This is a genomic window from Leptothoe sp. ISB3NOV94-8A, from assembly GCF_043421595.1.
In the GTDB taxonomy this organism is placed as follows: Bacteria; Cyanobacteriota; Cyanobacteriia; order Phormidesmidales; family Phormidesmidaceae; genus Leptothoe; species Leptothoe turfae.
Genome location: NZ_JAXSQW010000001.1, coordinates 5,924,844 through 5,950,365 on the forward strand (window position 1 = coordinate 5,924,844; position 25,522 = coordinate 5,950,365).

The window sequence follows — 25,522 nt, forward strand, 5'->3', positions numbered from 1 at the left end:
AATATCAGGAAAAATGAACGGGTGAAGAACTAGGTCTGTTGGGAATTGCCATGAAATTAGATACCAATATTTTGCTTAAAAAAATAAGTAAAATTAATCTTTGCTGTCAATAAAATAGCTCATATTCATGAAAATCGGCTTGACAGGTAGAAATGGCAACTGAGGATAGGTATGGGGAATGATAGGGTTAGAGAACGATTAATTGCTCACCTTAAAGAGCTAATTCGTCAGCGAGATCCCTACATTGCCACGCAAGGTTATCACTATGCGCGGCACTACCTCCGCACCCAGTTAAGCCTATGTGGGGCTATCACTGTCATGGGTTTCAGGGGACAAGGTAAGGAGCATTTTAACTTCTGTCTTGACTTGCCGGGGTACCAACCGTCACGGGCACCTGTGGTTATTGGTGCCCACTACGACACAGTGCCTGGCTGCCCCGGTGCTGATGATAATGCCACTGGACTGGCTGTTTTATTGGAACTAGCGCGCCGATTCTCTTGCCAGCCGCCACGGCGACCTGTGCGTTTAGTGGCGTTTGATTTAGAAGAATATGGCTTGTTGGGTAGTAAAGCCTATGTAAAAGAACTGAATGGGCTGCCCATTCATCTCATGCTGTCTTTGGAGATGCTTGGATATTGTGTCAAACAGTCGGTATCTGACCAGCCAAGCCAGGCTTACCCTTTAGAATCTTTGAAGTACATCTACCCCAAGACAGGAGACTTTATTGCTCTCATCGGTAATTGGCAGGCGCTGCCTCAGTTGTGGCGATTGAATCGGTCTTTCAATGTAGCGGGCGTTGACTGCGCTTGGTTGCCCATGATGAATCGAGGATTGCCTTTGCCTATGACCCGTCGCAGTGATCATGCTCCCTTTTGGGATGCTGGTTATAACGCCATCATGGTGACGGATACAGCTGATTTACGTAATCCTCACTACCACGCTGCAACAGACACCTTTGAAACGTTGGATCTAGAGTTTTTGACCCAGGTTTGTCTGGGGTTGGGGCAATGCATTGCTCAACTGTAATGATTGAATGTGATGATTGGACATCTATAGCAGTCTGAGCTGCTGATTTTGTAGCTCATCAATGGCTACAGTCTCTGTGTCCACAGCCTCCAGATCTACTGAATCTGGGTGATGTTTATCATCATTGAGTAATGTTTGGGCCGCTAGCAGCATGTCGTCGGCCAACTCAGTCAAGTCGTCACGATTGGCTAAATAGGTTTGCAGAGCGCCCAGGGGGTCACGGGTGTTGTCCGATGTGAGCTCGGGTAGACGAGGGCGGGTGAGTTGGCTAACGAGCTCGGGATGAATGGTGTAGGAATGGGTATGGGACAACGCCTGATGTAGGGCAGTATGGTCAATTTGATCAATTTGAGCCGGGTTTAATTTATAGGCTAAACGTACAACGGCGTCGGCAATGTCAGTGTTGGCTAGCTTGTCTTCCAGATGTTGTTGGGGGGTGTCTGTTTTGGAAAGATCAATATTTAAGGTTTTAAAGGCACGTACGGGCAAAGGGCAGAACTCGATCGACGTTTGCCCAGGATGTATGTCTGCTAGTACGAATCCTTTGTCTTCTTTTTCTTCGCTAAAGTCTACCCGTTCAATGCTGCCTGGGTAGACTACCAAAGGTTCTTGGCAAAGGATTTGATGCTTGTGCACGTGACCGAGGGCGACATAGTCAAAACAGGGACGAGCTAGCAGTGCCATGGGCACGGTAAAGCCTTTACCAACAGCTAAAAACTTTTCAGCACCATAGCGAGCGGTATCCGTCATCAGGTGTGCTAACAGAATGCTGGGAATGTTGGGAGCTAGCTGACGAATCTCTCCTTCTAAGGCAACTCGTAAACGGTCAAGCATGAGCTCATTGACATCACCTAGGGATAATCCTTCGGTTTCGGGACGGGTGAGTAGGGTGGAATGGGTAAGCCAGGGCAGGGTGACCACCTGAATAGGCCCTGCCTGGGTCTCAATGCGGTGAGTGGTTAAACTGTCGCCGACAATAATGTCAGGGACTCCCAAAGTGCGATAAATGCAGAGACTGGCACCGCCCATTCCTTGGGAATGCTGGTCGTGGTTGCCGACTAATAAAACAGTCGGAATATGGGCATGGACTAATCGCTGAAACTGTTGTGCAAAGGCTTGCTGCACTATAGGGGGTGGTGTGGCATCTGGAAAAGCATCGCCGCCGAACAGGACTAGATCGACGGGGTCACTGAGAGCTCGATCAATGCAGCGACTGAGGGTGATAACAAAATCTTCTAAACGGGTATTTAGTCCAGTTTCGGGGTTAATGTGCCCATGGCTAAAGCCACTACCCATATGGATATCTGAGAGATGGAGAACCTTAACCATGGGGGGTGTGACTAAGACGTGCGATCGCTATCAGTATCTTTGTCCTAGTTCAGAACGTCAAGGGTTACAGCTATAGTTCTGTCTGAGTTGTGTGATAGCTGTCTATATCAGCAAATAACTTATCGATGTGTTCGTTGGTGGTAAACGGGTTGAGTAAAACTGCCTTGAGCCATCGCTGGCCTCGATATACTGGCAAAGATAAGCAGGTATTGCCTTGTTTTAAAAGCCACTGTTGCAGCGAGTGATTCCACTGGTCTTGCTTTTCGATGGGCACGGTGTTGGGTTCTGAGCGAAAACAGATCAGGTTCATTTGCGGCTCGCTGGCCAGAGTCAGAAAGGGGCGTTCTTTCACAGCGGAGGTAAAGGTTTGGGTTAATGCATAGTTGTGGTCAATGATGGCACTGTAGCCGTTTCGACCAATGTGCTGCAGTGATAGCCAAAGCTTAAGAATGTCAGGATGGCGTGTTCCTTGCACCGTCAGTTCTCCTAGATTTGGCCAGTCGTTGTGATCGTTCATGTAAGGGGCTAATACTCGAAAATACTCCTGGAGCTGATCGAATTGACGAAACATGACGATGGCGCAGGTTTTCGCCACATACAGCCACTTTTGTGGGTTAAAGGTGACTGAGTTGGCCTGTTCGATGCCTGCTAGCTGAGATTGATGACGATCTGAAAACATCAGCGCTCCGCCATAGGCTGCATCCACATGAAACCAAAGTTGGTGCAGATTGGCGATATGGGCCATTTCTGCAATGGGGTCGATGCTGCCTGTGACGGTTGTGCCAGCGGTGGCAACAATGGCAAAGGGCTGCTGACCATTGGCCTTGGCTTGGATGAGCTTAGTTTTTAGATCGGTGATGTCAATTTGAGAATTCTGATGGGTGGCTACAGGAATTGCAGCTTTAGTGCCTAAACCCATGACCATGGCTGCCTTTTTAAACGAAGTGTGGGCGACTTCTGAGACGAAGAAAACGGGCTGTTTTACTTGCGTAATGCCATGGTCGAGAGCATTGAAGGCTGCATTCCGTGCCACGATGAGAGCCTGTAGATTGGCAAGACTGCCGCCGCTCACCAAAACACCGTTGGCTTGAGGACCCAGACCAAACAACTGGGCCACTTGCTTTAAAACAAGAATTTCTAACCGGGAGAAAACGGGCGACATTTCCACACTCAACATATTGTTGTTGAGGGCAGCCACCAGCAGATCGGCAATCACTGACATGGTGGATGGAATGGAGTCCATGTGGCTGATGTAGCCTGGATGGGCGGCATTCATGGAGTGGTGGAGGTGAGTTTGGACTTCTATCAAGAGCTGTTGAACATCCACGGACGCCTTGGCTAATTTGGCCCAGCCATAATCCTCTGTAAGCAAAGGCTCAGGCAAGGGAGAACGCTCCGTTGCCTGAGCCATGGTTTCAACCAGTAGATCGACTACTTGATGTAAGAGAGTTGCGATCGCATCCCGATTTTTTCCATCAGGACGAATAAATGCCGTTGTCGGCAAGGCCGAAAAATCCACCGTATCAGTTGTTTATTGAAGGTGCTTTACCAGGGTAATCAATAAACCCACCGAACACGCGGTTTACCTGGTCGCATCCCTAGATGGACAAATCCTTTTTTGGCACCGTAGCCAATACTGTGGGGATATTGTTGGTCACACCAAGCCTCCACCTCATAGACGCTAACGTTTTTGATGTAGAAATCCACCGCACCCGTATCTGGCGCATCGTATAGGTGCTCAGACCGTCGAGCACCACCCACTTTGGCATTAATGCTGGGAGGACGATAACCTGAGGTGATCACCAGTGGATTACCCCCAAAGTAGTCACGGCATTTCTCAAGGAACACCGCGATCTCATAGGCTGTCTTGCACTGAAAACCATGCCGAAAGCGTCGTGATTCCTCATAAAGGGCAAATTCTCCATAGGTTATATGGGGAGTAATTAGCGTGTCAAAGGACATCTCTGGGGTCAGTCCCGCACCGACGGGCTGCTTTCCAGCGACATCGCGAACAATACGATCTAACCGTTCTTCTGGTTTGCGATCGCCTGCTTCACCCGCTTCATCATGGTCATCGTCCCAGTTGGGTGCCGCTGAGGTCACCTTTTTGCAGAACAAAGCCGCCTCTGCTAAACGACGGCGACGCAGACCTTCTTCGACCGATGTGCCCGGATTTCTGTACTTCACAAATTGGGCTTCTATCCAGCGATGATCATTCCACTGCTCGGGAGAATCACAGACGCGTGTAATGGATTCAAAATTATAGCCGCGATAAAAACCAGAACCCAGGTTATAGGCAAAGCTATAAAGCGCCCCACGCTGGTTGATATTCATACGGTTCCATGTGGGAATTTTCTCTAAGGCTTTGCGGCAGGACTTATCCACATGGTCGATGAGATATTCTTCTGCTTGATCCTTGTTAATAATGTCACCTTGCTTGACGGGAACACCGTCAGGATAGCGAGTAGTGCCATAGCCAATAGTAGGCAGTGCCCAGCCCTTGAGCGGATCGGCATAGGCTTGAGCCCGACCATCCGATAGCGCCTTAGCGTAGCCCTCAAACTCCTTGATTAACTCAATGCCAGCTCGAGGAAGTTTGCCCAGCAAGGAGTCCGATGGACGTTCAGGGTTAGGAACCTGAGGCGGCTTAGGTTTACCAATAGTTTGACCACTGACAGGCACCGCAATAACACCCAGCTGGTCGATCCATCGTCCACTTTGGCCATAAAAGCCAACAACCTGGTGGTTTGCGGGAACCTCTAAATCAATAACCGTATTGGATTGTTTACCAAAGAGGATGTTGCGCCCTTGGTTGGTAATAAACTCTATAGAACCGACATAACGGCTGCCTGTCAGTCTAACGTTAGTAATATATTCGTTGGCATTCAGAACGAAGGATTGAAGCGTTGATCCGTCTCCGCCACGGGCAGGGTGCTCATAATGTTCCCAAATCATTTGGACTTGGTCGACATACCGACCGACCCGTACTCTAACTTCGACGGGGTTTGCCTGCTGGGCAAAAATCTGATCACTGCCTGCGGGAGGCCAATTGATATCTGAGAAAGCTTTGCCACCACCGCCACCTGCGGATGAGCTCCGCCAGAGTTTTCCGACTAAAGTACTTGAGGTTTCCATAAGTGTATGCCTGTTCTACGTAGATGTTAGCCCGTGGATTTTTGGATGTGTCTGGGCTGAAATATCAGTTAGCTATGGCTTTTACAACACTACATGGCTGAAAAATTTCGGAATACATAAAGATTTATCCACATGGGGGCGATCTATGAAACAACCCTATATGGACAAACTATGAGTCTATCTATTGCTAGTTAATGAATAGTTCTATGTATGAATGCCGCATTCAGTTTTGATACTGCCGCGCCAACGACCGGCACGCTCATCTTCGCCAGCGTGCACCTTAGTGGTTAATGGCTGATCGCCAATGCTGGTGTAACCCTGATCATGTAGCGGATTGTATAAGATGCCATGGGCAAAGGTGTATCGCCACAAATCTTTGTGTGTCCAGTGGGCCAGGGGATTAATCTTGATGCGTCCAGCCTGATCACGCTCCAAAAAGGGCATGTTTTTCCGTGTGGCTGACTGATCGCGACGACGGCCAGTAATCCAGGCTTGGACAGAAAGCTCATCGAAGGCCCGTTCCATGGGTTTTACCTTGGTTAAGTCGTGAAATCGATTAACATCTTTTTCCCACAGACGATCGCCATAGAGAGCAATAAACTCCTCACGGTTGGCGGCTGTTTTATAGGTATGGAGCTTGAGGTTATAAAGGGACCGTGCTTGCTCGGCAGTTGTTAGGGTTTCTGGGAAAAGATGGAGTGTATCGAGAAAAATAACGGGAATCTCTGCCTTGAGCTCGTGATAAAGCATGTGGGTCACCGCCAGCATGCTAAAGGACGTCATCTGAACCAGATTAGGAACCGTGGCGATAGCCCATGCCAAAATTTCTTGAGGACTCGCTGATTCAAATCGACGATTGAGTTCAGCTAAATCTAACTGACTGGGGTCAAACGTAATTCGTTCAACCGATTGCAAGTGCGTCAACGATTGCGCTTCTATGCAAGAAACCATTGCTGTAGATGGGGTTTCAACCCGTAAACAATCACTTGAGATATCTTATCGCAATAATCCCTCATAACCCACCGGGGAAATGTAGATTAATCCGATCAAATTAGGAGCGTTAACCGTAACGATCGAATCTTGCCCACATACCGTAGGAGAATAAAGGGTATGAAGAAGCTTATTTTTTACACAAAACCTGGTTGCCATCTCTGCGAAGGTTTAGAGGAAAAACTGGCTGAGTTGGATCATTTGCCGATCGATGTGGAGTCCCGCGACATCACTCAGAATCCTGCTTGGTTTACGGAGTACCAGTATGAAATCCCGGTGCTGTGCCGTGTCATTAGTCATCCTGAAACGCCTGAATTAGAACAGGAACAGCCGTTGCCACGCCTATCGCCAAGAGCACCTGTGCGGCAATTAGAGAAAATGCTACAGACATATTTGGGTCCCTTTGATGCAGAATAGCGGCATTTAGGTTTAGAGAAGAGGTCTGTATGACGCTACGTGAGTTACTGGCACAATTGCCCCTTGAGTTATTGCCTACTATTGATCATCCAGCCTTGGATCAAACTGTGACTGGGGTGTGCACTAACTCAACAAATTGCCAACCGGGCAATTTATTTATTGGTATGCCGGGGACTCGCGTGGATGGTGGGGAGTTCTGGCCGGGTGCTTTGGAAAAGGGCGCGATCGCAGCCATCATCTCCCCCAGTGCCTTGCAAACGCAGCCTGCTACAGACCCATCAAATTTACTCATTCCCGTTCAAGATATGCCAAAGGCCTGCGGTGAGATCGCCGCTGCCTTTTATAACTATCCTGGTAAAACTCTCAAGCTGGTAGGGGTAACTGGCACCAATGGCAAAACCACCACCACCCATGTGATTGAGCATTTTCTAAATAGTGCTGATATGCCCACTGGGTTGCTTGGCACACTCTATACCCGCTGGCCCGGGCACCAAGAAACGGCTGTCCATACTACGCCGTTCCCCGTTGATTTACAGCGAGAGTTGGCCAACGTGGTTGGGGCAGGTTGTCAACACGCCATTATGGAAGTCAGCTCCCATGCACTGGCTCAAAAGCGAGTATGGGGGTGCCCCTTTGACGTGTCAGTGTTTACCAACCTCACCCAGGATCACCTCGACTATCACAAAAACTTAGACGACTATTTTGAAGCCAAGGCTCTCTTGTTTAACTCTGACTATTTAAAAGGTCGTGCCATCATTAATAGTCGAGATCCCTATGGCCAGAAACTGATTGACCGGCTTAGTGCTGACCAAGTTTGGACCTATAACATCGACGATACAGCGGCTGACCTCCATACGACAGATCTGCACTACAGTGCAGCAGGTGTGAGTGGCAATCTCTTTACGCCAGTGGGTTCAGCCCCATTTACGTCTCCCTTGGTGGGTCGGTTTAACCTTGAGAATCTGCTGGCAGCAGCCGGTGCTGTACTTCATCTTGGGGGGGCTGTAGAGTCTCTGGTTAATGCTCTGGCCACATTTAGCGGTGTGCCTGGTCGGATGGAGCGAGTGCAGGCTGACCCCAGTCAAGATATCAGCGTGATTGTGGACTATGCCCATACTCCCGATAGTTTGGAGAATGCTTTGCGGGCGGCCCGTCCGTTTATTTCAGGTCAGATGATTTGTGTATTTGGCTGTGGGGGTGATCGAGATCGCACCAAACGCCCTCAAATGGGACGAATTGCCTATGGGCTAGCTGACCGTGTTGTTGTCACGTCCGATAATCCCCGTACTGAAGATCCCCAGCAGATTCTGTCTGATGTGGTAGCTGGGATTGAGGCTGATTTAGGCGAGGATGAAGTGATTTGCGATCGCGCTACCGCTATTCAACGAGCTATTCTCTCTGCTCAGCCGGGGGATGGGGTATTAATTGCAGGTAAGGGGCATGAAAATTATCAAATTTTGGGTAACGAAAAAATTCATTTTGATGATCGCGAGCAGTCTCAACGAGCCCTCAAAATGCGTCTGACGTCTTAGTTAGAGATTTATTAGTTACGGTAGTAAAACTCCGTGCTAGTACGGAAAGTTAAGTGGAAATACCCATTTATCTAACATTCTCCTTAACTACCCTAGGAGCATAGATCATGATCTAATACGCCTGGGGCACTTTAGAGCCATTATGGACGCTTCTACGCTAAAGCCATCTCCATTAACTACGTCCTTTGTGGCATCGACAACACCCCCATGCACTTCAGAGGTTGACTCCCAGTTTCTTAAAACTGCTGCCCAAGAACTCAATAATCCAATTACAACCATTAAAACAGCGCTCACACTGCTTAATTCATCGAGCCTAAGACCAAAACAGCGTGAGCGTTATCTACATATGATTGGCCAAGCTTGCGATCGGCAAAGTCATCTGATTAATAGCGTGTTTAGGTTGCTAGAACTGCAGCTTACACCTCAGTCGATGGTGCTCGATAATGTGCAACTGTGGGATTTAGTTCCTGGCGTGGTCAGTACCTATCAACCTTTGGCCACAGAGTACAATATTTCATTGGCTTACACGGTATCGAGTCATTTGCCGTCTGTATTGGCGATTGAGTCCCATCTCAAACAGGTGCTGGTGAGTTTGCTAAGTAACAGCATTCGATTCACGGACACGGGGGGACGAATTTGGGTGACCGCTCAGCAGCGTCAGGATGGCAAAATTGCTTTGGTTGTTCAAGATAGTGGGTGTGGTATTCCGCCTTCAATGCTGTCCCAGGTGTTTGATTCGTTTTATCGCAACACATCTGAAGGTAGTGGTCTGGGGCTTACGCTGGTCCAACAGTTATTAACCCACTGTGGGGCTTCAATTTCTGTCAGCAGCACGCCTGGCAAAGGAACCGCATTTACAATTTTGCTAGCAGTTGCTCCTGATTAGTCCGATGAATACTCTAGACGCCTGAAACGCTAGCGTGTGATGAGGCTATGGATATTCGTAGAGAGCTCGTGTCTATTCGGATTCATCTGGCAGCAAGGTTTCGATCAATAGCTGAGCCTGCTGTTGTTTTTCTTGTAAAAAACTGTCGCATTTTTTCAATTCGGTGACGGCCTTCTCAAACTGCTCAAAAATATCAGCCAGGGGTAGATCGCCCGTTTCTAAATCAGTAATGATGGCCTCAACCTGTTCAACAGAGGCTTCGTAATTCCAATTGTTATCAGATTTTTTGGTTCTAGGCATAGTGAGTTAGTGGTAGCACTGACGGGATGATGAAATTCTGGTGGCCCTCATTTAATCGCATGACTTGCAAAGTTATGAGGATGAACAATCTCAAGATTTTGCTTCCTCAGTAACGCTGAGAACTTCTGCTTCGATTTGCCCCTGGCCAAGCTGGACAGAAATATGGTCGCCAGGGGAAAGGCTACTTGCTTGGTTAACCACACCTCCAGCTGTTGCTCGGACGAGTGCATAACCCCGTCGCAAAACAGCTGCTGGATCTAGAGTGACGAGTTTTTCGTTGAGGAGCTGGTGTTGATGCTGTGCTGTTTGCAATCGCTGAGTTAGTGCTTTAATCAGTCGTTGGGTGCGCCAATCTTGGGCTTGCTGTGCTTGGGCTAACTGGCTTTGGGGCTGTAGTTGCTGTAGTCGTAGATAGAGCTGTTGTAAATCTTGCTTATGTTGAAAAAGCCGTGTGCCAGTGGCTTGAGCTAGTCGCTGGAGTTGCTGCCCTTGGGTGTAGCGTAAATCCCTCAGTGCTGGCACAATTTGTTCCGCAGCCGCTGTCGGTGTGTGGGCGTAAACGTCAGCGACTAAATCGGCCAGGGACTCATCCCGCTCATGGCCAATGCCCGTAATGACTGGGATTGGGCAGGTTGCGATCGCACGCACCACTCTCTCATCATCAAAACACACCAAATCCTCGACGGCACCCCCGCCCCGCCCAAGGAGTAAGACATCAGCTCGCCCATCAATGCCAACACGCTCAATGGCTTGAGCAATAGACCTAGGGGCCTGTTCCCCTTGCACCATGGCCGGTGACAACAGCACGTTTAAGCCAGGATGTCTCTGGTTCAAGGTTTCCTGAATATCACCCCAAGCTGCAGCCTGTGGGGAGGTGACCACGGCAATACAGGTTGGTAAAGCGGGTAGCGGTCGTTTACGCGCCTCATCAAACAAACCTTCCCTGGCTAGGCGATTGCGCAGTTGACGATAGCGCAATGCCTGAAGACCAGCACCAGCAGGCAATACCTGCCAGGTCGTTAACTGATAACTACCGCGTTTGGGATAAACCTTGAGCTGCCCCAGCACCACGACTTGTTCACCCACCGTGGGTATAACGTTGAGTTTGGGCAACTGACTACGCCAAACCACAGCGTTGAGTGTGGCCGACCCGTCAGTTTCTTGCAATGAGAAAAAACACCCACTCCCATGGTTTCGAGCACTAGAAACTTCGCCAATGACCCAAACATTGCGCAGGTTTTCATCCCCCTCCAGCAGCAGCTGAATATACTCGGTGACACCAGCCACACTAATCGCTTTAAAGTCCAACGCTTCCGTTGCCATCGATATTGCTAAACCTCCACAGCCCCCGATCTTAGTCTCTATGAAATGAGCACAAAACCTTTACCCTACTCCCTAGATTATTTGAGCAAATAAACGGTAATTTAATAGTACATTTGTATGTTTTTGAGGTACAATCACAAAGTTGGGCATGATGTCCTTACAAAGACCCATTGATTAGCCCGATCCAGCATGATTGGCGCACAGTCTGGGAGCTTATAATTGCTGAACTTGGCCAAATTTATCCCACCCCTTAGGCAGCATGGCAAAAACATCCACCGAAAGTAACGAGCGCAAAAAAGCGTTAGATATGGTGCTCAATCAAATTGAGCGCAACTTTGGTAAAGGTACCATCATGCGCCTTGGGGATGCGCAGCGTATGAAAGTGGAGACTATCCCCACTGGAGCCATGACGTTGGATCTGGCCTTAGGTGGCGGATTGCCTAAAGGCCGAATTATTGAGATTTATGGGCCAGAGAGTTCAGGTAAAACTACGCTGGCCCTACATGCGATCGCGGAGGCTCAAAAACAAGGCGGTGTAGCAGCTTTTGTAGATGCTGAACATGCTCTTGATCCCGTTTATGCTGGTGCTCTTGGCGTCAATATCGATGACCTCTTGGTTTCCCAGCCTGATACCGGAGAAGCTGCTTTAGAAATTGTGGATCAGCTGGTGCGGTCCTCAGCGATTGACTTAGTGGTGATCGACTCTGTGGCTGCCCTAGTCCCCCGTGCTGAAATCGAAGGGGAAATGGGCGATGCCCACGTAGGTTTGCAGGCGCGATTGATGAGCCAGGCCCTACGTAAAATCACCGGGAATATTGGTAAGTCTGGCTGCACTGTTATTTTCCTCAATCAACTACGTCTCAAGATTGGTGTGACCTACGGTAATCCTGAAACTACCACTGGAGGCAATGCCCTTAAGTTTTATGCATCTGTGCGGCTAGACATTCGCCGTATTCAAACACTGAAAAAAGGTAATGATCAATTTGGCATTCGCGCTAAAGTCAAAGTCGCCAAGAATAAAATTGCTCCTCCTTTCAAAATCGGTGAATTTGACATCATTTTTGGTGAAGGCATCTCCACACTAGGTTGTATTGTCGATCTTGCAGAAGAAAATAACATTCTGATCCGCAAGGGAGCTTGGTATAGCTATCAGGGAGAAAATATCAGTCAGGGTCGTGACAATGCCATTCGCTATTTATCCGATAATCCAGAGGTTGCGACTGATATTGAGCAAAAGCTACGTCAGACGCTACAGATTGGTGATGATTCAGGAGCACCAGTTGACGTTGTTGATGAGTCAGCAGCCCCCGAACCTGCAAAAACCACTGCTAAAAAGGGTAAGTCGTAGTGAGCCTATCCTCCTTGAGCCATTGATTTTGGGAAAGCCTTAATGTAAGGTTCTGCCTCCCTCTGAGCTATCTACTTCTGGTTCAAGGGTTGATGGATTGTCGCCTTGATTGGTGTGGGTACCACTTTGGCTCGCATGGGGGGCACCTTGACTGGCGGGGCCACAGATGCCACAGATAAAGAAATAGAACAGTGAGCTGCCAATGCGGATGCGATCGCCATCACGCAGTGTATATACGCGCTTTAGTTTTTCGCCATTAACGTAGGTTCCATTAGTGCTTTCTAGATCAGAAATGATAAAGCCTTGATCTGGACTGTACTGCAAGGCAGCGTGGCATCGAGATAGACGCTTATCTAGCACCGCAAGATCTGATTGACGAGGATCTCGACCAATAGTCCATAAACCGTCTTTGGAATAGAGACTTTTGGATTTGCCACTTGCCAGATTGCTGATTATATAGACTTGCTGATCGCAAATCATGCCTTGAATATAGCTAGGAATCTGCGATGCATTATTCGCATCAATCGCAAGCATGTCATCCAATAGCTTGCGATCACCTTCATATAACTTAGAGAACGCTTGAAATAGACCTAGCTTAGACTCAGCCTCTGCTTCATCTTCAGCTGAGAACATCATGCGATATTCAGCTAGGTGGTTTGGATAAGCCATAAAAGTTCAAATAGAACGTTTAGTTTGAGCCCGATTAATAATGAAGTGACGATATGGATTCAAAAAATGGATCTCCAACTCCAGTATTCTTTAGAACCTGAGGAATATGGGGAGCACCAACGTATTTCTATGAAACTTTGAACTTGACTGGAATAATTATGAAAAGTTGATTAATCGTCCGGATAAAATGAGCTGAACTTGAATAGCGGTTTTTACTTTTACCGTATAGTTTATTCTCAAAACTATTATTAGTTTGAGCCCTGTCTTTGCAACAGCTTTAAAGGATAGTGATCTTGGCAGTAAACCCTAACTTAAAAACTCTATGAGCTCACGATTAACGCTATTGGGTGCCTCTTGCTGGATCCAATGACCACAGTCAGGGATAGACCGCCTAATACATTTTTCTATTGATAATGCATCAGAAAAAATACCTGTAGCGGGTACAAGATTGTCATCTTCTCCCCACATTAAAAGTGTGGGCGATGCAATTGCAAGTGTAGAGAGTCTTGAGGGAGTGAACCAATCATTTAGCCAATCATTCAAGCTAAAACAGTGACGCACATGTTGTAAAACAGCTGGAATGACACCAGGCTTTTGTAACGCAGCCTGATATAGATCAGTATTAGCTTGAGTAAACGCGCTTTTCCTAACGGCTTGTTGTTGAAAGAGATACTTCAGTAGAGAAGGCAAATTCTCTTTGATTAACCACTGAGGCAAACCAGGAGTTTGTAGCGCTAATAGGTGCCAATTTCGCTGTAGGTGCTCCCAGCTATTAGCAAGTCCATGACTCAGGGCAGATTGCCAGCGCTGAGGAGTGCTGAGTACAGCTAATCTGTCTACGCTTTTAGGAAACCGATGTGCAAGATTCCAAGCGATGGCTCCGCCCCAATCATGCCCAACAATATGGGCCTTGTTATAGCCTAATGAGTGGATCAACGCATGAATATCAGAGCTGAGCGTATCCAAGTCATAGCCAAGTCTTGGCTTATCAGAGTCGTTATAGCCCCTCAAATCAGGTACAACTACCTTAAAGTGTCGAGATAAGTAGGGTAATTGATGCCGCCAAGAATACCAAAACTCAAATAAGCCGTGGAGCAAAATTAAGAGCTTGCCACTGCCTTGAGTTACGTAATGGAGCTGCACCGAATTTGCTTTGACGTATTTATGTTCCCAACTCAACGGTGCGACTCCAAATCAATTGACTGAATTGACAGCATCCAATTAACTAGGTGCCGCCTTATATTTTGTATCACAAGCAACTAAAGCTTGTGTTTTTTAGCTGGCCACTTAGGCAGAACGATAAGCAACCTGGTACTCAACGGGCTGAATCCGGTACTTCACCAGATTAGCGAGCTCTTGCAGCTGATTAATTGCTTCAGCGCCCTCTAGTTTCATTAATTCGCGATCATCACGCATTTCTGTCCACGTAATACCGTAATCTGAAACCAAAAAACGAATCAGATGGTCATTGCCGAGGCTGACCATGAATGATGCACTATTGAGCTGATCACCGCATGTATAACAGGACGCTAAATAGCCTTGATTCTCAAGGACAATTGCTAGCGCTTTTAGGTTTAGGACCAAATCTTTTACGAATTGGCGGTGCTGCTCTGCAAGTCGAACAAACATTTACGTTCTCCTTCCCACCGGTCACATTGTAAGGTTGAATCTTAATTTTTGCTTAATGTTTTTTATAAACTATCTAATTGGTTCTCCTTAACTTTCAGTTTTGGTAGAACTAATTCAGGGCAAAAATGATTGATTGTACGTACATAATTGTCTGAACTTTGAACATGAGCTTAAGTTGCTGTCAGGAAAGAGCTTTCCGATTAACTCAGTAGATGAGCTAGAGGCTCATACTAACTGTATTTCGCTATGTTCCTTGTATCAATTTGCCCAGACTAGAACCTGATGTAGCCTTTGTATTAAAAGATGGTGTTGTATTAAAAAGGCTCGTGAGAATAAGTAAATTAAAGGTAACTGTTGCTAACGGTTAAAAATGCCCAATACTAACTTTATGGTATTTGGTCATCAAACTATGACATTAGCCACACCATAGCTACCATAGGTCTATCTGTCCAGAAATGAGGTCTTCTTTGTAACGGTTTTGCTAAAAATATGAATGTTTTCATTGTCAATCTGGTAGCAATCTCATTCAGCTAAGGCCCACCAGCCAAAAGCTGGGCCGATAAATCTAACAGTGAGCCAGAGAAGAATCATGAGAATAATTCCTGCCCATGCCCCACGAGTACTCCAGGTTACGAAGGCTTGGGATTGCTTTTTTGTAATGGGCAGCCATGGAAAAATGCGTTCGGCTTTCCCGTAATCTTCACCGAGTTTTGACTGCCGACGCTTTGCTTCGCCCATGTTGCCCTATTAAATCTGCAAATTTTATTATTCGATTATAGCGCTTGGTTTACCGGTGCTAACCAGCTTGGGTCTAGGTAAGTGCTTTGGGCAATTGGGTTCAAGGTTTTGAGAATGGTGCGCCCATAACTACGATGATTGACTCGATTGTCTAGCAGGGCTACTTTGCCCTGTTGTGCACTGATGGGTGCGATCGCAAGCTGCAGAGTTTGCAGTGCTGAGGGTAATAGAAACAGTCGGAACCAATCCTGGCGCAGACGTTTGTAGTAGGCCACTTGACCCGCAACTAACGGATTTTCAAGGGATGGGATGGGTAGTGTGGTGATAATCAGTAACCCAGGGGGCAAGCACCGTAGCCGATGGTCCTGCCAAAATTCCCAACCTGTTACCAGGATGCCGTTAGACGGCCCGTCGGTTTTTTCAACCTGGACGCGAGAGCCATATTCCGCTGCTAAAATTGAGCCAATTTGAGCTTTGAGGGGATTATCACCTACCAAAATAACCGTGGGTTGAGTGCGGGTTTCTGGCAGCTGCAGCAGGTTGCGAATCTCCTGCAAAATAGCACTGGGGAACTGATTGCTATTAGGCATGGGCAGGCGGTCAGGAGCATAGAGCTGAATCCCATCCCGCTGTCGATCTGGGGTGAATTTTAGGCAAGTGAGATCCTCTAACCCCAGCCGTTGTCGATAATTTTCAGCACGGTTTTCTTCATCTACAGCAGCACCGATTAAAATGACGGGCTGTCGTTCCCAAAGCGGTTGCATGATATCTGCCAGGTGCACTGGCGCACAATGCAAGGCTAACTGGCCCGAACCACGATTCAGCTGTAGCCATGTCATGCTGTCTTCTTGGGTTAATTGCTGGCGAAATTTCTGCCATGTAGGTGGCAATGCCTCTAAACCTAAAGGGGTTTCGGTCAGCTGATTGTATAGATCCTCAAGCAGCGCATGTTCCTCCGCGTCGGCGAGATAACAGCTGTAGGGGTTCGCTGGATGTTGAAAGGCGAGATGGGTTAGTTTGACCCGCAGATCTCGAATAGGTGTTTGCTGAGAGGGGTAGGCCAGCCCTAGCTGATGCCAGTCGCCATCGTCGAGGCGGCAAGTTAGCTCATGACGTACCCAGTTCACTAGCGGATCAATCCCATCGATCAAGGTGAGGATATTTTTGGGGAAAGCGGGTGCTGCTGTCGTTGATGAATTGGATTTTTCTAAGGCACTTAGTTGGCCGGACAGCCAGGCACTCGGCGTTGTAATTAAAATGCCTTGAAACGTTTCACCAGGCCAACGTTCACCTACCTGGATGGATTTAACGGTAGGGAGCGTTTGCAGCAATGTGGGAATCTCATCTTGGACTAGTTGCTGCTGGATTGCTTGGGGGACAACCAAGACAATTGGTCCAGGCCACACTAAGGCTGGCATCAGATAACTCAGGCGATAACGGCCTCGATACGCCGCAGTGCTACCGATTTGCAGAAGAGCACTGCGACCTAATCTGAGGGCTCTAGCTACTAACCGTGCCATCGTTAAATGGTGGGGCCATTGAATGTGCCCCTGCTGGCGTAAAAACTCTCGGAGTAGCTGATGAACTTCTGCCTCAATCACCTTTGCTGCAACTCTCGCTATGCCTCGATAATTCAGCTAAATCCTTAAAAAATGACTCAGTTGTGTGTCTCATTGTGACATACTCCCTTGGGGCGTTTGGTTTATCGCCGACCAGCTCATAGCCTCTGGACAGATGTCCCTTTGAATTATTGACACAATTTTTGATCTTCCACCATGTCACTGACCTCTATCTCAGCGCAAACTTCACAGCCAGATTTAATCATTGGGATTGTTGGCTTAGGGCTGATTGGTGGTTGTTTAGCCATTGATTGTAAACGTCTGGGCTATACCGTTTATGGAGTGGCTCGGCGACCAGCAACTACAGCGGTAGCGGTTGAGCAAGGCATGGTGGATCAATCAGGATGCGATCTGGCCCTGATGGCTAAGGCTGACCTTGTTTTTATTTGTACGCCTATGGCCCTAATCGTGCCAACCGTGCATCAACTGGTGGAGCATTTGCCAGAATCAACAATTGTGACTGATGTTGGGTCTGTGAAGGGGGAGGTTGTAGCTGCAGCGACTACAGCATGGCCTAATTTTGTTGGGGGGCATCCCATGGCAGGTAAGGCGGAGTCAGGATTAGCTGCAGCTGAAGCGGGATTATTTCGCGATCGCCCCTATGTGGTGACGCCAATTGAAACCACAAAACAAGTCGCACTGGATCAGGTGGTTGCGATCGCTACCCAGCTTGGTTCCAAAATCTATACATCCACACCAGCAGCTCATGATCGTGCTGTGGCGGCCATCTCCCATTTACCCGTAATGGTCAGTTCTAGTCTGCTCCACACCTGTCTCAGTGAGTCGGATTTCCAGGTCAAAGTTCTGGCCCAGCAATTAGCCAGTAGTGGTTTTTGCGATACCAGTCGCGTCGGCGGCGGTAATCCTGAATTGGGCGCTATGATGGCCCAATTCAACCGGGCAGCTTTACTCCAATCCTTACAGCAATACCGGCATCAGTTAGATACCGTGATCAATCTCATCGACGCCGAGGAATGGGATGTGCTCAAACAAAGGCTCACTGTCGCCCAGCAAGAACGGCCAAAGTACCTCTGAAGTTATTATTTTGCCGTACAAACCACTATCCAAGATTTGTACCTAAGCCATGTGCTTTCCTTCTAGCTCGGCCATAATCACAGGTTCCTGATACAAAATTGCCGTGAAAGTAACAGTGGAACCGAGACCTTCGCCCATGCTAATAAATTGCACCTTGCCCCCCATTGCTTCGATCAGCCGTTGGGAAATTGCCAGCCCAAGACCAGTGCCACCATACTGACGGGTGCGCTCTCCATCTACCTGACTAAAGGTTTGGAACAGACGATTTTGTTTTTCTAAGGAAACACCGATCCCGGTATCCTCAACACTAATTTTGATATGTCCAGGCCAGACCCGACCTTGGAAGCGTATGCTCTGGGGTTTGACTTCAGCGCTGATGGTTACCCCTCCCTCAGGTGTAAATTTGATGGCATTGCCAATCAGATTGAGGAGGACTTGCAAGATCCGCTGGTAGTTTCCGTATAGCTTGATTTCATCTAGCGTGGCAGGCAGCTTCATATCGAAATAGAGGCCTCGCTGTTCCGCCTGAGGGCGGGTGAAATTCTCCACATCGGAGAAGAGCTCTTGCAGGCTAATGGCGGTCAAATCAATTTCCATTTTGCCTGCCTCAATTTTAGCGATGTCGAGGACATCGTTAATTAAGTTGAGGAGATGGAGGGCTGATTTATGGGCTTCTTCGATAAACTCTTCTTGCTCTTCTGGATCGTCGGCCATGCCATCCAGCACCAATCGCAGAAAGCCAATCATGCCATTCAGCGGGGTGCGCAATTCGTGGGATGTATTGGCCAGGAACTCACTTTTAAGTCGCGAGGCTTCCTCGGCATAGCGTCTTGCTTCTTCAAGCTCATCATTTTTATCGATTAGTTTTTCGTTAGCCCTTTGAAGATCGTCTGCGAGCGTACGACTTGCCTCAAAGAGTTTTGCGTGAGCAATGGCTGTTCCTACTTGGTCTGTGAGCTCATTAACCAGTTCGATTTCTAGTGGGTGCCAGGGGCGCTCTGGTGGCATTTGCAACAGTAAAACGCTGTTGGGTTCGTCTCGATAGCAGGTGGCTACAGTTAAAACGGTATATGGACCAGCGTCGTTATCTTTCCGATCAAAATCTGACAGTACGGGTTTGAGAGTGTTAATGGTGCAGCGAAAATCTGCCTTGTTAGCGAGTTCAAAAGTTTGCCCCAAACAAGGATCTAATTCGGGTTGATGAAACTCAGCAACTACATTTAAGGTCTGCATTGCCACTGAGTAGTCGCAGACGAGACAGCGATGCAGGTCTAAAAGGGTACCTAGACCATCTACGGTTTGCTGCCAAATAGTTTCGAGTTCTAGAGTTTTGCGGATATTAGACGCGATATTGGTCAGAACACCGTGGTAGTTAGAAATATTAGCTAATAGACCTGCTTGGGCATTATTGGAACAGGGATCTACCGCAATACCCATGGTGCTTACATGCTGAGGCATCTGAGCCGTATCCGCGACAGTGAGGATAGAACCTTCCCCTTTGATATATCGTTGACCGGGGGCATCGTGCCAATCGACTAGGCTTAGCTTAAAATCTAGGCCTACTGGGTGAGGGCCACAGCGGACAATGCATTGAAATGTCTGGTTTTGCCCATCGTCCAACACCTGTTTAACGCGTTGTAGGTAAGGGGCTATGGCGACAGGGCCAAAAAGCTGATCAATGGATTCGTGTAGATAGCGATCAGGTGCAGCGTGAAGGGCTTGAGGCCAATTGATAGCAACAATCCGCCCGTCGGGATCGTGAATAACTTGGAGGGAAGAATTATCAACTGTGGCGGGAACTGCCATAGGTTCAGGGTCAACTATCAATTGCGATCTCATAGTCCGTCAGAAATCTCTAGCCCTATACTTAACTGCTTACGAGTTTTCCCTGTCTGGATCAGAAACATCTAAGCTGAGATCGCTCGTCAGCAGTATGACAGACCTCAAAATTCTCTGATCACAGGGTAATGGGTGCCGCAAGTCAAAAAAACGCTTCGACTGATTCAGCACTGTTCGTTGGTAAGACGCCCCGATTAATCTTTATCTTGTCATGGGATTCATCAAATGGTCATCCCTTAATGTTTTCCCTGCAAGGATCCCATGCAAAAGCAATAAAGCTTTATTACTTGATTGCTTGAATAAGGTACTGCCTGAATCATCCAAGCAAACGCTCACCCTGAAAAAGCTTATGGATAAGCTTATGGATATTGGTGGGTAGGTTTATGGATGAACAAAGTATTGGAACAAAGCATTAAGATAAGCTAAGTGCTTCTTGCTCTCTAGTTTGAGTTTCTTCTTTCCATGACCGACGCACCCGTCTCTCGCATCCGAAATTTTTCGATTATTGCTCACATCGATCATGGAAAATCTACCCTGGCTGATCGGTTGCTACAGGAAACCAAAACCATTAGCGAGCGGGATATGAAGGCTCAGGTCCTCGACACCATGGACCTAGAACGGGAGCGGGGCATTACCATCAAGCTCCAGGCGGCTCGTATGAACTATCAGGCTGAGGGTGGCGACGAATATGTGCTTAACCTGATTGATACGCCAGGGCACGTTGATTTTTCCTACGAGGTCTCCCGCGCTTTAGCTGCATGTGAAGGGGCGCTACTGGTGGTGGATGCCTCCCAGGGTGTGGAGGCACAGACGTTGGCCAATGTCTATCTGGCCCTGGAAAACGATCTAGAAATTATTCCCGTTCTGAATAAAGTAGATCTGCCCGGTGCAGAACCGGATCGGGTCAAGAAAGAAATTGAAGATATCATTGGTCTGGACTGTAGCAATGCTATTCTGGCGTCGGCTAAAGAGGGGCTAGGCATCACTGAGATTTTGGAATCTATTGTAGAGACCGTCCCCGAGCCTGAAGATAATACGGAGAAGCCGCTGCGGGCGCTGATTTTTGATAGCTATTACGACAGCTATCGCGGGGTGATTGTGTATTTCCGAGTGGTGGATGGAACGTTAAGTCGTCGCGATCGCATCCGTCTGATGGCCTCCGGTAAGGAATACGAAATCGATGAGCTGGGCGTACTCGCTCCCCATCAAATCGAAGTTGATGAACTCCATGCTGGTGAAGTGGGGTATATATCTGCTTCTATTAAAGCCGTGGCTGATGCCCGAGTTGGCGACACCATTACCCTAGTTAAAAAGAAAGCCGAAGAACCTTTACCGGGTTACGTAGAAGCTAATCCCATGGTATTCTGTGGACTTTTTCCCACTGACTCTGATCGCTACGAAGATCTGCGCGATGCCTTAGAAAAGTTAACTCTCAGCGATGCTGCCCTACAGTACGAGCCCGAAACCTCCAGTGCCATGGGCTTTGGTTTCCGCTGTGGTTTCTTAGGACTCTTGCACATGGAAATTGTGCAGGAGCGGCTGGAGCGGGAATATAACCTGGATTTGATTACCACAGCTCCATCGGTGGTTTATCGAGTCACGACGATCGATGGCGCGGTGCTAAATATTGACAACCCTTGTGAACTGCCGGAGCCCCAAGAGCGGGAAAAAATTGAAGAGCCCTATGTCAAAGTAGAAATTTTTACTCCTGAAGAGTTTGTCGGAACACTGATGGACCTGTGCCAGACCCGACGGGGCGACTTTAAGGATATGAAGTATCTAACAGAAGGGCGTACTACGCTGGTGTATGAAATCCCCTTAGCTGAAGTGGTGACTGACTTCTTCGACCAGATGAAATCTCGGTCTCGCGGTTACGCCAGCATGGAGTACCAACTGATTGATTATCGTGTGAATTATCTGGTGAAGCTGGATGTGATGATCAATGGCGATAAGGTTGATCCGCTGGCGGCCATTGTGCACCGTGACCAAGCGTACTATGTGGGTAAGGCGCTGGCAGAAAAGCTCAAAGAGCTAATTCCCAGACACCAGTTTAAGATCCCAATTCAGGCAGCCATTGGTAGTCGCATCATTGCCAGTGCCAGTATTCCAGCCCTGCGCAAGGATGTATTGTCTAAGTGTTACGGCGGTGACATCTCCCGTAAGAAGAAACTGTTGAAGAAACAGGCCAAAGGTAAGAAGCGCCTAAAGGCCATCGGTACGGTGGATGTGCCACAGGAAGCATTTATGGCGGTATTGAAATTGAATTAAATGGGTTTGGGTACGCTGAATCCCCCCATTGAATTAGATATTCCGTAGGGGCACGCCCTTGTGGCTGCCCTGGGCTACGTTTCGCTATCAACCGAAAACCCAAAATTCCCATGAAAATAATGGCGCTATTGGTTTTGCATGTTGGTCAATAGCGTTAGCGATCGAGGGCAACCACAAAGGATGGCCCCTACGATGGTGATTAATCAACATGCCTGTGGGATTTATGATGGCCTATGGATTTTGGATATTGGTTAATGGCGTTAGCGAGCGAGGACAGCCAAAAGGGATGGCCCCTACGTGACGTAATGGATGTGCGGATTATTTCGCGTCCATCCAATTTTTGCCAGCGTTGATTTCCACCTTTAAGGGTACCGATAATTTCACAACGGATTCCATTGTTCGGGTGATTTTTTCCTCTAGTTCCGGCCATTCATCGGGGGGAATTTCAAAAATCAATTCGTCATGGACCTGTAGTAAAAGTCTGGCCTGATATTCCTTGAGGACTTCATGCAGCTGAATCATCGCGATTTTGATAATGTCAGCACTAGAACCCTGAATTGGGGCATTGGCAGCTGCCCGTAATAGGCCTGCATCATAGCCACCCGGTTTGAGCTTATTGAGTTCAATTTCATCTGGAGATCTGCCTTTCAGTGGCCGCAAGCTATTGCTCGAAAAGTTGAAATATCTGCGGCGACCTAAGATGGTTTCCACATAACCATGGGCAATGGCCTCACGCTGCATTTGTTGCAAGTACTCAAAGACCCGCGAGTAGCGCTCGTTAAATTTATCGATAAAGGCCTTGGCCTCCGTACGGCTCACACCCATTTCGCGAGCAAAACGCACAGCACCCATGCCGTAAATAACGCCGAAGTTGATGATTTTACCCATGCGGCGTTCGTCTGAAGTGATTTCTTCTTTATCCAAGAGTAGTTGCGCGGTGAGGCTATGGACATCTTGTCCGGTGCGATAGGCATCGACCAAGACTGACTCTCCGCTGAGGTGGGTGAGAATTCTTAGTTCGATTTGGGAGTAGTCGGCAGCGGCTAGTAGCCACCCTTCTTGAGGCAAGAATGCCTGACGAATTTGGCGACTAAAGGCGGTGCGAACGGGTATATTTTGCAGGTTCGGATTCGATGAGGACAGGCGACCGGTGGCAGTGACGGCCTGGTTAAAGTCAGTGTGGACACGGCCTGTATCAGCTCGCACTAGCTTGGGTAAGGCGTCCACGTAGGTGGATTTCAGTTTGGATAATGTGCGATGGCTGACGATACAGTCCACCACTGGATGATCGCCCTGAAGTTTCTCAAGAGTAGATGCGTCTGTGGAGTAGCCAGTTTTGGTTTTACGGGTTTTCTTTTTGTTCAACCCTAGGGTTTCAAATAGCAAGACGCTGAGCTGCTTGGGAGAGCTAAGGTTAAACTCTTCGCCCGCGTAGTCGTAGGCTTTGATTTGCAACTCGTAAAGGTCGGCTTCGAGCTGCTCTGAGAAGTGTTTCAGGTAAGGTTCGTCAATGCGGATACCGGTGGCTTCCATGTCGGCAAGGACGGCTTCGAGGGGGACTTCGATGTCGCGAAATAGGGTTGCGATCGCATCCACCTGCTTTAATTCATCTTGCAAAATCGGCACTAACCGATAGGTGGTGTGCACATCCCCACCGCAGTAAGTTGCTACCTGATCAATCGCAATATCTGCAATGGTTTTACCTTTTGGTACTAAGTCGCTATAACTTTGTGCTGCCACATTCAAATAGCGCAGCGACATATCTGTCAAATTGTGACTGCTTTCTGGATTCAGTACATAGCTGGCAAGCATGGTATCAAACACCACACCTGTTAGCTCAATCCCCTGACCTTTGAGCACCGCTCGGTCATACTTGGCATTTTGTAGAGATTTTGGATAGTCGGCACTTTCTAAAATTGGCTTGAGTGCAGCTAAGACATGTGCTAACTGTAGCTGCTCTCCTGAACCATGACCGACTGGCACATAGGCCAAATCCTCTGGTCCATCTCCCCAGCAGCAGCCAATCCCTACCAGCTCAGCATCCAGCGGCTCAATCGCCGTCGTTTCCGTATCCCAAGCCACGGGCCGAGCTTTATCTGTTTGAGTTTCTAATTCAGCCACCAGAGCCTGCAACTGTTCCGCTGTAGTAACAATCTGTGGCTTAATGTCCACCTCTTCCACATCGGTAGCGGTATCAGTTTCTTCTGCGGTGAAAAAAGATGTTTCCTCATCATCAATCGGTGTAGAGACCTTTGTTGATGTGGCTGTAACCTCGCCGCCAAATGCCTCCTGTAACTTGTTCAGACGATTAATGAAATGCTGAAACTCCAGATTTTTCAGTAGAGGGATGACCTTGCCTTCGTCAAACCCTTCTAATTTGCAATCCGCTAGATCGACATCTAGTTCAACATCAGTGACGATAGTTGCGAGATATTTGGACTTGTCTGCGTCCTCTTTGCCAGTTTCCAGCTTTTTCTTGACTGCACCCTTCATGTCAGGCACTGCGTCATAGACACGTTCCAAGTTTTCGTGTTCTGTCAGCAGCTTGACGGCAGTTTTTTTACCAATGCCTCGCACTCCAGGAATATTATCCGAGGTATCGCCACAGAGGGCTTTGTAGTCGATTACCTGGTTAGGCTTAATGCCAAGTTTTCCCTCAACTTCCTTAATGCCATATTCCTTGGCCAGACCATTGGTGCGGCCAAAGGTACTGCCCAGATGCAGTACCTTAATGTGCTCGTTATCGTCGATCAGCTGAAATAGATCCTGGTCGCCGCTCAAAATTCTGACTGCATAACCTTCTTTCTCGGCTTTGGTTGCTAACGTGCCAATGACGTCATCCGCCTCAAATCCTGGGGCTGTGAGAATCGGCAGCTTAAAGCTTGTCAACAGCTGCTTGAGGTTTTCTACATCTTCGATAAAGTCTTCTGGTGTTTCTGGCCGCCCTTCTTTGTAGCTATCAGCAGCTTTGTGGCGAAAGGTGGGCTCAGCTAAGTCAAATGCGACGGCTGCATAGTCAGGTTTTTCCACCACCATCATGTCGCTCATGGACTTGAGAAAGCCAAAGCAAACGCTAGTGGGAATGCCTTTGGATGTGCGTAATCCTCCATCGCGACTTTTGGCGTGGGCGTAGTAAGACCGAAACGCCAGGGAGTGGCCGTCGATGATTAGCAGGGTGGGTCTGTCAGAACTCAAAACACTTGTCGCCAATGCAGCTTTTTAATTAAAGCGTGTCCACGGCCAGAACTGTAGTTTTTTCGGTAACGAAGCGACCGGTTTCAACTGGGACGTGGTCTATGGGGTAGTTTGGCGATAGGGGCACGCCATATCGATTGTGAATTAAGCATTTACCCTGCTCCTTATCTGGCAAGTATGTCTTGCTTCCAATGTAAAAGTTTATTCATATAAGCGGTGACTATAGTCTGCTTGTGGAGCTAGA

At 48.0% G+C, this 25,522-nt stretch carries 20 protein-coding genes; 7 read left to right on the forward strand and 13 right to left on the reverse strand.

Features of this window, described 5'->3' with window-relative positions; all coding sequences use genetic code 11:
* Positions 1–171 precede the first annotated feature (171 nt).
* The gene (locus SPB21_RS25440; protein ID WP_499867991.1) at positions 172–1,026 is read left to right on the forward strand and encodes a M28 family peptidase; all 855 of its coding nucleotides are present in this window, start codon (positions 172–174) and stop codon (positions 1,024–1,026) included.
* A gap of 24 nt (positions 1,027–1,050) precedes the next feature.
* Here the strand turns inward: SPB21_RS25440 and sbcD are convergent, their stop codons facing one another.
* From sbcD to cysH, 4 genes are all read right to left on the reverse strand, one after another.
* The gene (sbcD, locus tag SPB21_RS25445) at positions 1,051–2,355 is read right to left on the reverse strand and encodes an exonuclease subunit SbcD (RefSeq protein WP_499867992.1); all 1,305 of its coding nucleotides are present in this window, start codon (positions 2,353–2,355) and stop codon (positions 1,051–1,053) included.
* A gap of 70 nt (positions 2,356–2,425) precedes the next feature.
* On the reverse strand, positions 2,426–3,874 hold the full coding sequence (locus tag SPB21_RS25450; protein WP_499057084.1) for a pyridoxal phosphate-dependent decarboxylase family protein: 1,449 nt from the start codon (positions 3,872–3,874) through the stop codon (positions 2,426–2,428).
* Between the two features lie 38 nt (positions 3,875–3,912).
* Positions 3,913–5,490, reverse strand: coding sequence for a D-Ala-D-Ala carboxypeptidase family metallohydrolase (locus SPB21_RS25455; RefSeq protein WP_499057082.1), 1,578 nt, complete (start codon positions 5,488–5,490; stop codon positions 3,913–3,915).
* 204 nt (positions 5,491–5,694) lie between these two features.
* Complete coding sequence (cysH, locus tag SPB21_RS25460) at positions 5,695–6,441, reverse strand: phosphoadenosine phosphosulfate reductase (protein ID WP_250564736.1); 747 nt, start codon at positions 6,439–6,441, stop codon at positions 5,695–5,697.
* Positions 6,442–6,600: 159 nt separating this feature from the next.
* Between cysH and SPB21_RS25465 the strand changes: the two genes are divergently transcribed.
* From SPB21_RS25465 to SPB21_RS25475, 3 genes are all read left to right on the forward strand, one after another.
* Positions 6,601–6,897, forward strand: a complete 297-nt coding sequence (locus tag SPB21_RS25465; RefSeq protein ID WP_499057081.1) for a glutaredoxin family protein — start codon at positions 6,601–6,603, stop codon at positions 6,895–6,897.
* A 29-nt stretch (positions 6,898–6,926) separates the two neighbouring features.
* Positions 6,927–8,429, forward strand: a complete 1,503-nt coding sequence (locus SPB21_RS25470) for a UDP-N-acetylmuramoyl-L-alanyl-D-glutamate--2,6-diaminopimelate ligase (protein WP_499867993.1) — start codon at positions 6,927–6,929, stop codon at positions 8,427–8,429.
* Between the two features lie 142 nt (positions 8,430–8,571).
* Entirely contained in the window at positions 8,572–9,315 is a 744-nt protein-coding gene (locus SPB21_RS25475; protein ID WP_163661169.1) for a sensor histidine kinase, read from the forward strand.
* Positions 9,316–9,387: 72 nt separating this feature from the next.
* On the opposite strand, the gene xseB is transcribed toward SPB21_RS25475, so the two are convergent.
* Positions 9,388–9,615 carry an exodeoxyribonuclease VII small subunit gene (gene xseB, locus SPB21_RS25480; RefSeq protein WP_163661167.1) on the reverse strand — a complete coding sequence of 76 codons (228 nt, stop codon included), beginning with the start codon at positions 9,613–9,615 and terminating at the stop codon, positions 9,388–9,390.
* 90 nt (positions 9,616–9,705) lie between these two features.
* A complete protein-coding gene (gene xseA, locus SPB21_RS25485) occupies positions 9,706–10,938 on the reverse strand; it encodes an exodeoxyribonuclease VII large subunit (protein ID WP_163661165.1) in 1,233 nt (410 codons plus the stop codon).
* Positions 10,939–11,197: 259 nt separating this feature from the next.
* On the opposite strand from xseA, the gene recA reads away from it, so the two are divergent.
* On the forward strand, positions 11,198–12,286 hold the full coding sequence (gene recA / locus SPB21_RS25490) for a recombinase RecA (RefSeq protein ID WP_163702990.1): 1,089 nt from the start codon (positions 11,198–11,200) through the stop codon (positions 12,284–12,286).
* A gap of 39 nt (positions 12,287–12,325) precedes the next feature.
* Here recA and SPB21_RS25495 read toward each other — a convergent pair whose 3' ends face one another.
* The 5 genes from SPB21_RS25495 to SPB21_RS25515 all read right to left on the reverse strand — a co-directional run bounded on the left by SPB21_RS25495 (position 12,326) and on the right by SPB21_RS25515 (position 16,923).
* Positions 12,326–12,955, reverse strand: a complete 630-nt coding sequence (locus SPB21_RS25495) for an FHA domain-containing protein (protein WP_163661161.1) — start codon at positions 12,953–12,955, stop codon at positions 12,326–12,328.
* Between the two features lie 306 nt (positions 12,956–13,261).
* Complete coding sequence (locus SPB21_RS25500) at positions 13,262–14,134, reverse strand: alpha/beta fold hydrolase (RefSeq protein WP_163661159.1); 873 nt, start codon at positions 14,132–14,134, stop codon at positions 13,262–13,264.
* 108 nt (positions 14,135–14,242) lie between these two features.
* Positions 14,243–14,584, reverse strand: coding sequence for a DUF1815 family protein (locus SPB21_RS25505; protein ID WP_006517269.1), 342 nt, complete (start codon positions 14,582–14,584; stop codon positions 14,243–14,245).
* 522 nt (positions 14,585–15,106) lie between these two features.
* A complete protein-coding gene (locus SPB21_RS25510; RefSeq protein WP_006517270.1) occupies positions 15,107–15,322 on the reverse strand; it encodes a DUF2839 domain-containing protein in 216 nt (71 codons plus the stop codon).
* A 35-nt stretch (positions 15,323–15,357) separates the two neighbouring features.
* On the reverse strand, positions 15,358–16,923 hold the full coding sequence (locus tag SPB21_RS25515; protein WP_163661156.1) for an ATP-dependent DNA helicase: 1,566 nt from the start codon (positions 16,921–16,923) through the stop codon (positions 15,358–15,360).
* Between the two features lie 174 nt (positions 16,924–17,097).
* Between SPB21_RS25515 and SPB21_RS25520 the strand changes: the two genes are divergently transcribed.
* Positions 17,098–17,976 carry a prephenate/arogenate dehydrogenase gene (locus SPB21_RS25520; RefSeq protein WP_499867994.1) on the forward strand — a complete coding sequence of 293 codons (879 nt, stop codon included), beginning with the start codon at positions 17,098–17,100 and terminating at the stop codon, positions 17,974–17,976.
* 42 nt (positions 17,977–18,018) lie between these two features.
* Here the strand turns inward: SPB21_RS25520 and SPB21_RS25525 are convergent, their stop codons facing one another.
* On the reverse strand, positions 18,019–19,782 hold the full coding sequence (locus tag SPB21_RS25525; RefSeq protein ID WP_250566019.1) for an ATP-binding protein: 1,764 nt from the start codon (positions 19,780–19,782) through the stop codon (positions 18,019–18,021).
* A 495-nt stretch (positions 19,783–20,277) separates the two neighbouring features.
* Between SPB21_RS25525 and lepA the strand changes: the two genes are divergently transcribed.
* Positions 20,278–22,083 carry a translation elongation factor 4 gene (gene lepA, locus SPB21_RS25530; RefSeq protein ID WP_163661151.1) on the forward strand — a complete coding sequence of 602 codons (1,806 nt, stop codon included), beginning with the start codon at positions 20,278–20,280 and terminating at the stop codon, positions 22,081–22,083.
* A 318-nt stretch (positions 22,084–22,401) separates the two neighbouring features.
* Here lepA and polA read toward each other — a convergent pair whose 3' ends face one another.
* The gene (polA, locus tag SPB21_RS25535; protein ID WP_499867995.1) at positions 22,402–25,278 is read right to left on the reverse strand and encodes a DNA polymerase I; all 2,877 of its coding nucleotides are present in this window, start codon (positions 25,276–25,278) and stop codon (positions 22,402–22,404) included.
* Positions 25,279–25,522: the final 244 nt, after the last annotated feature.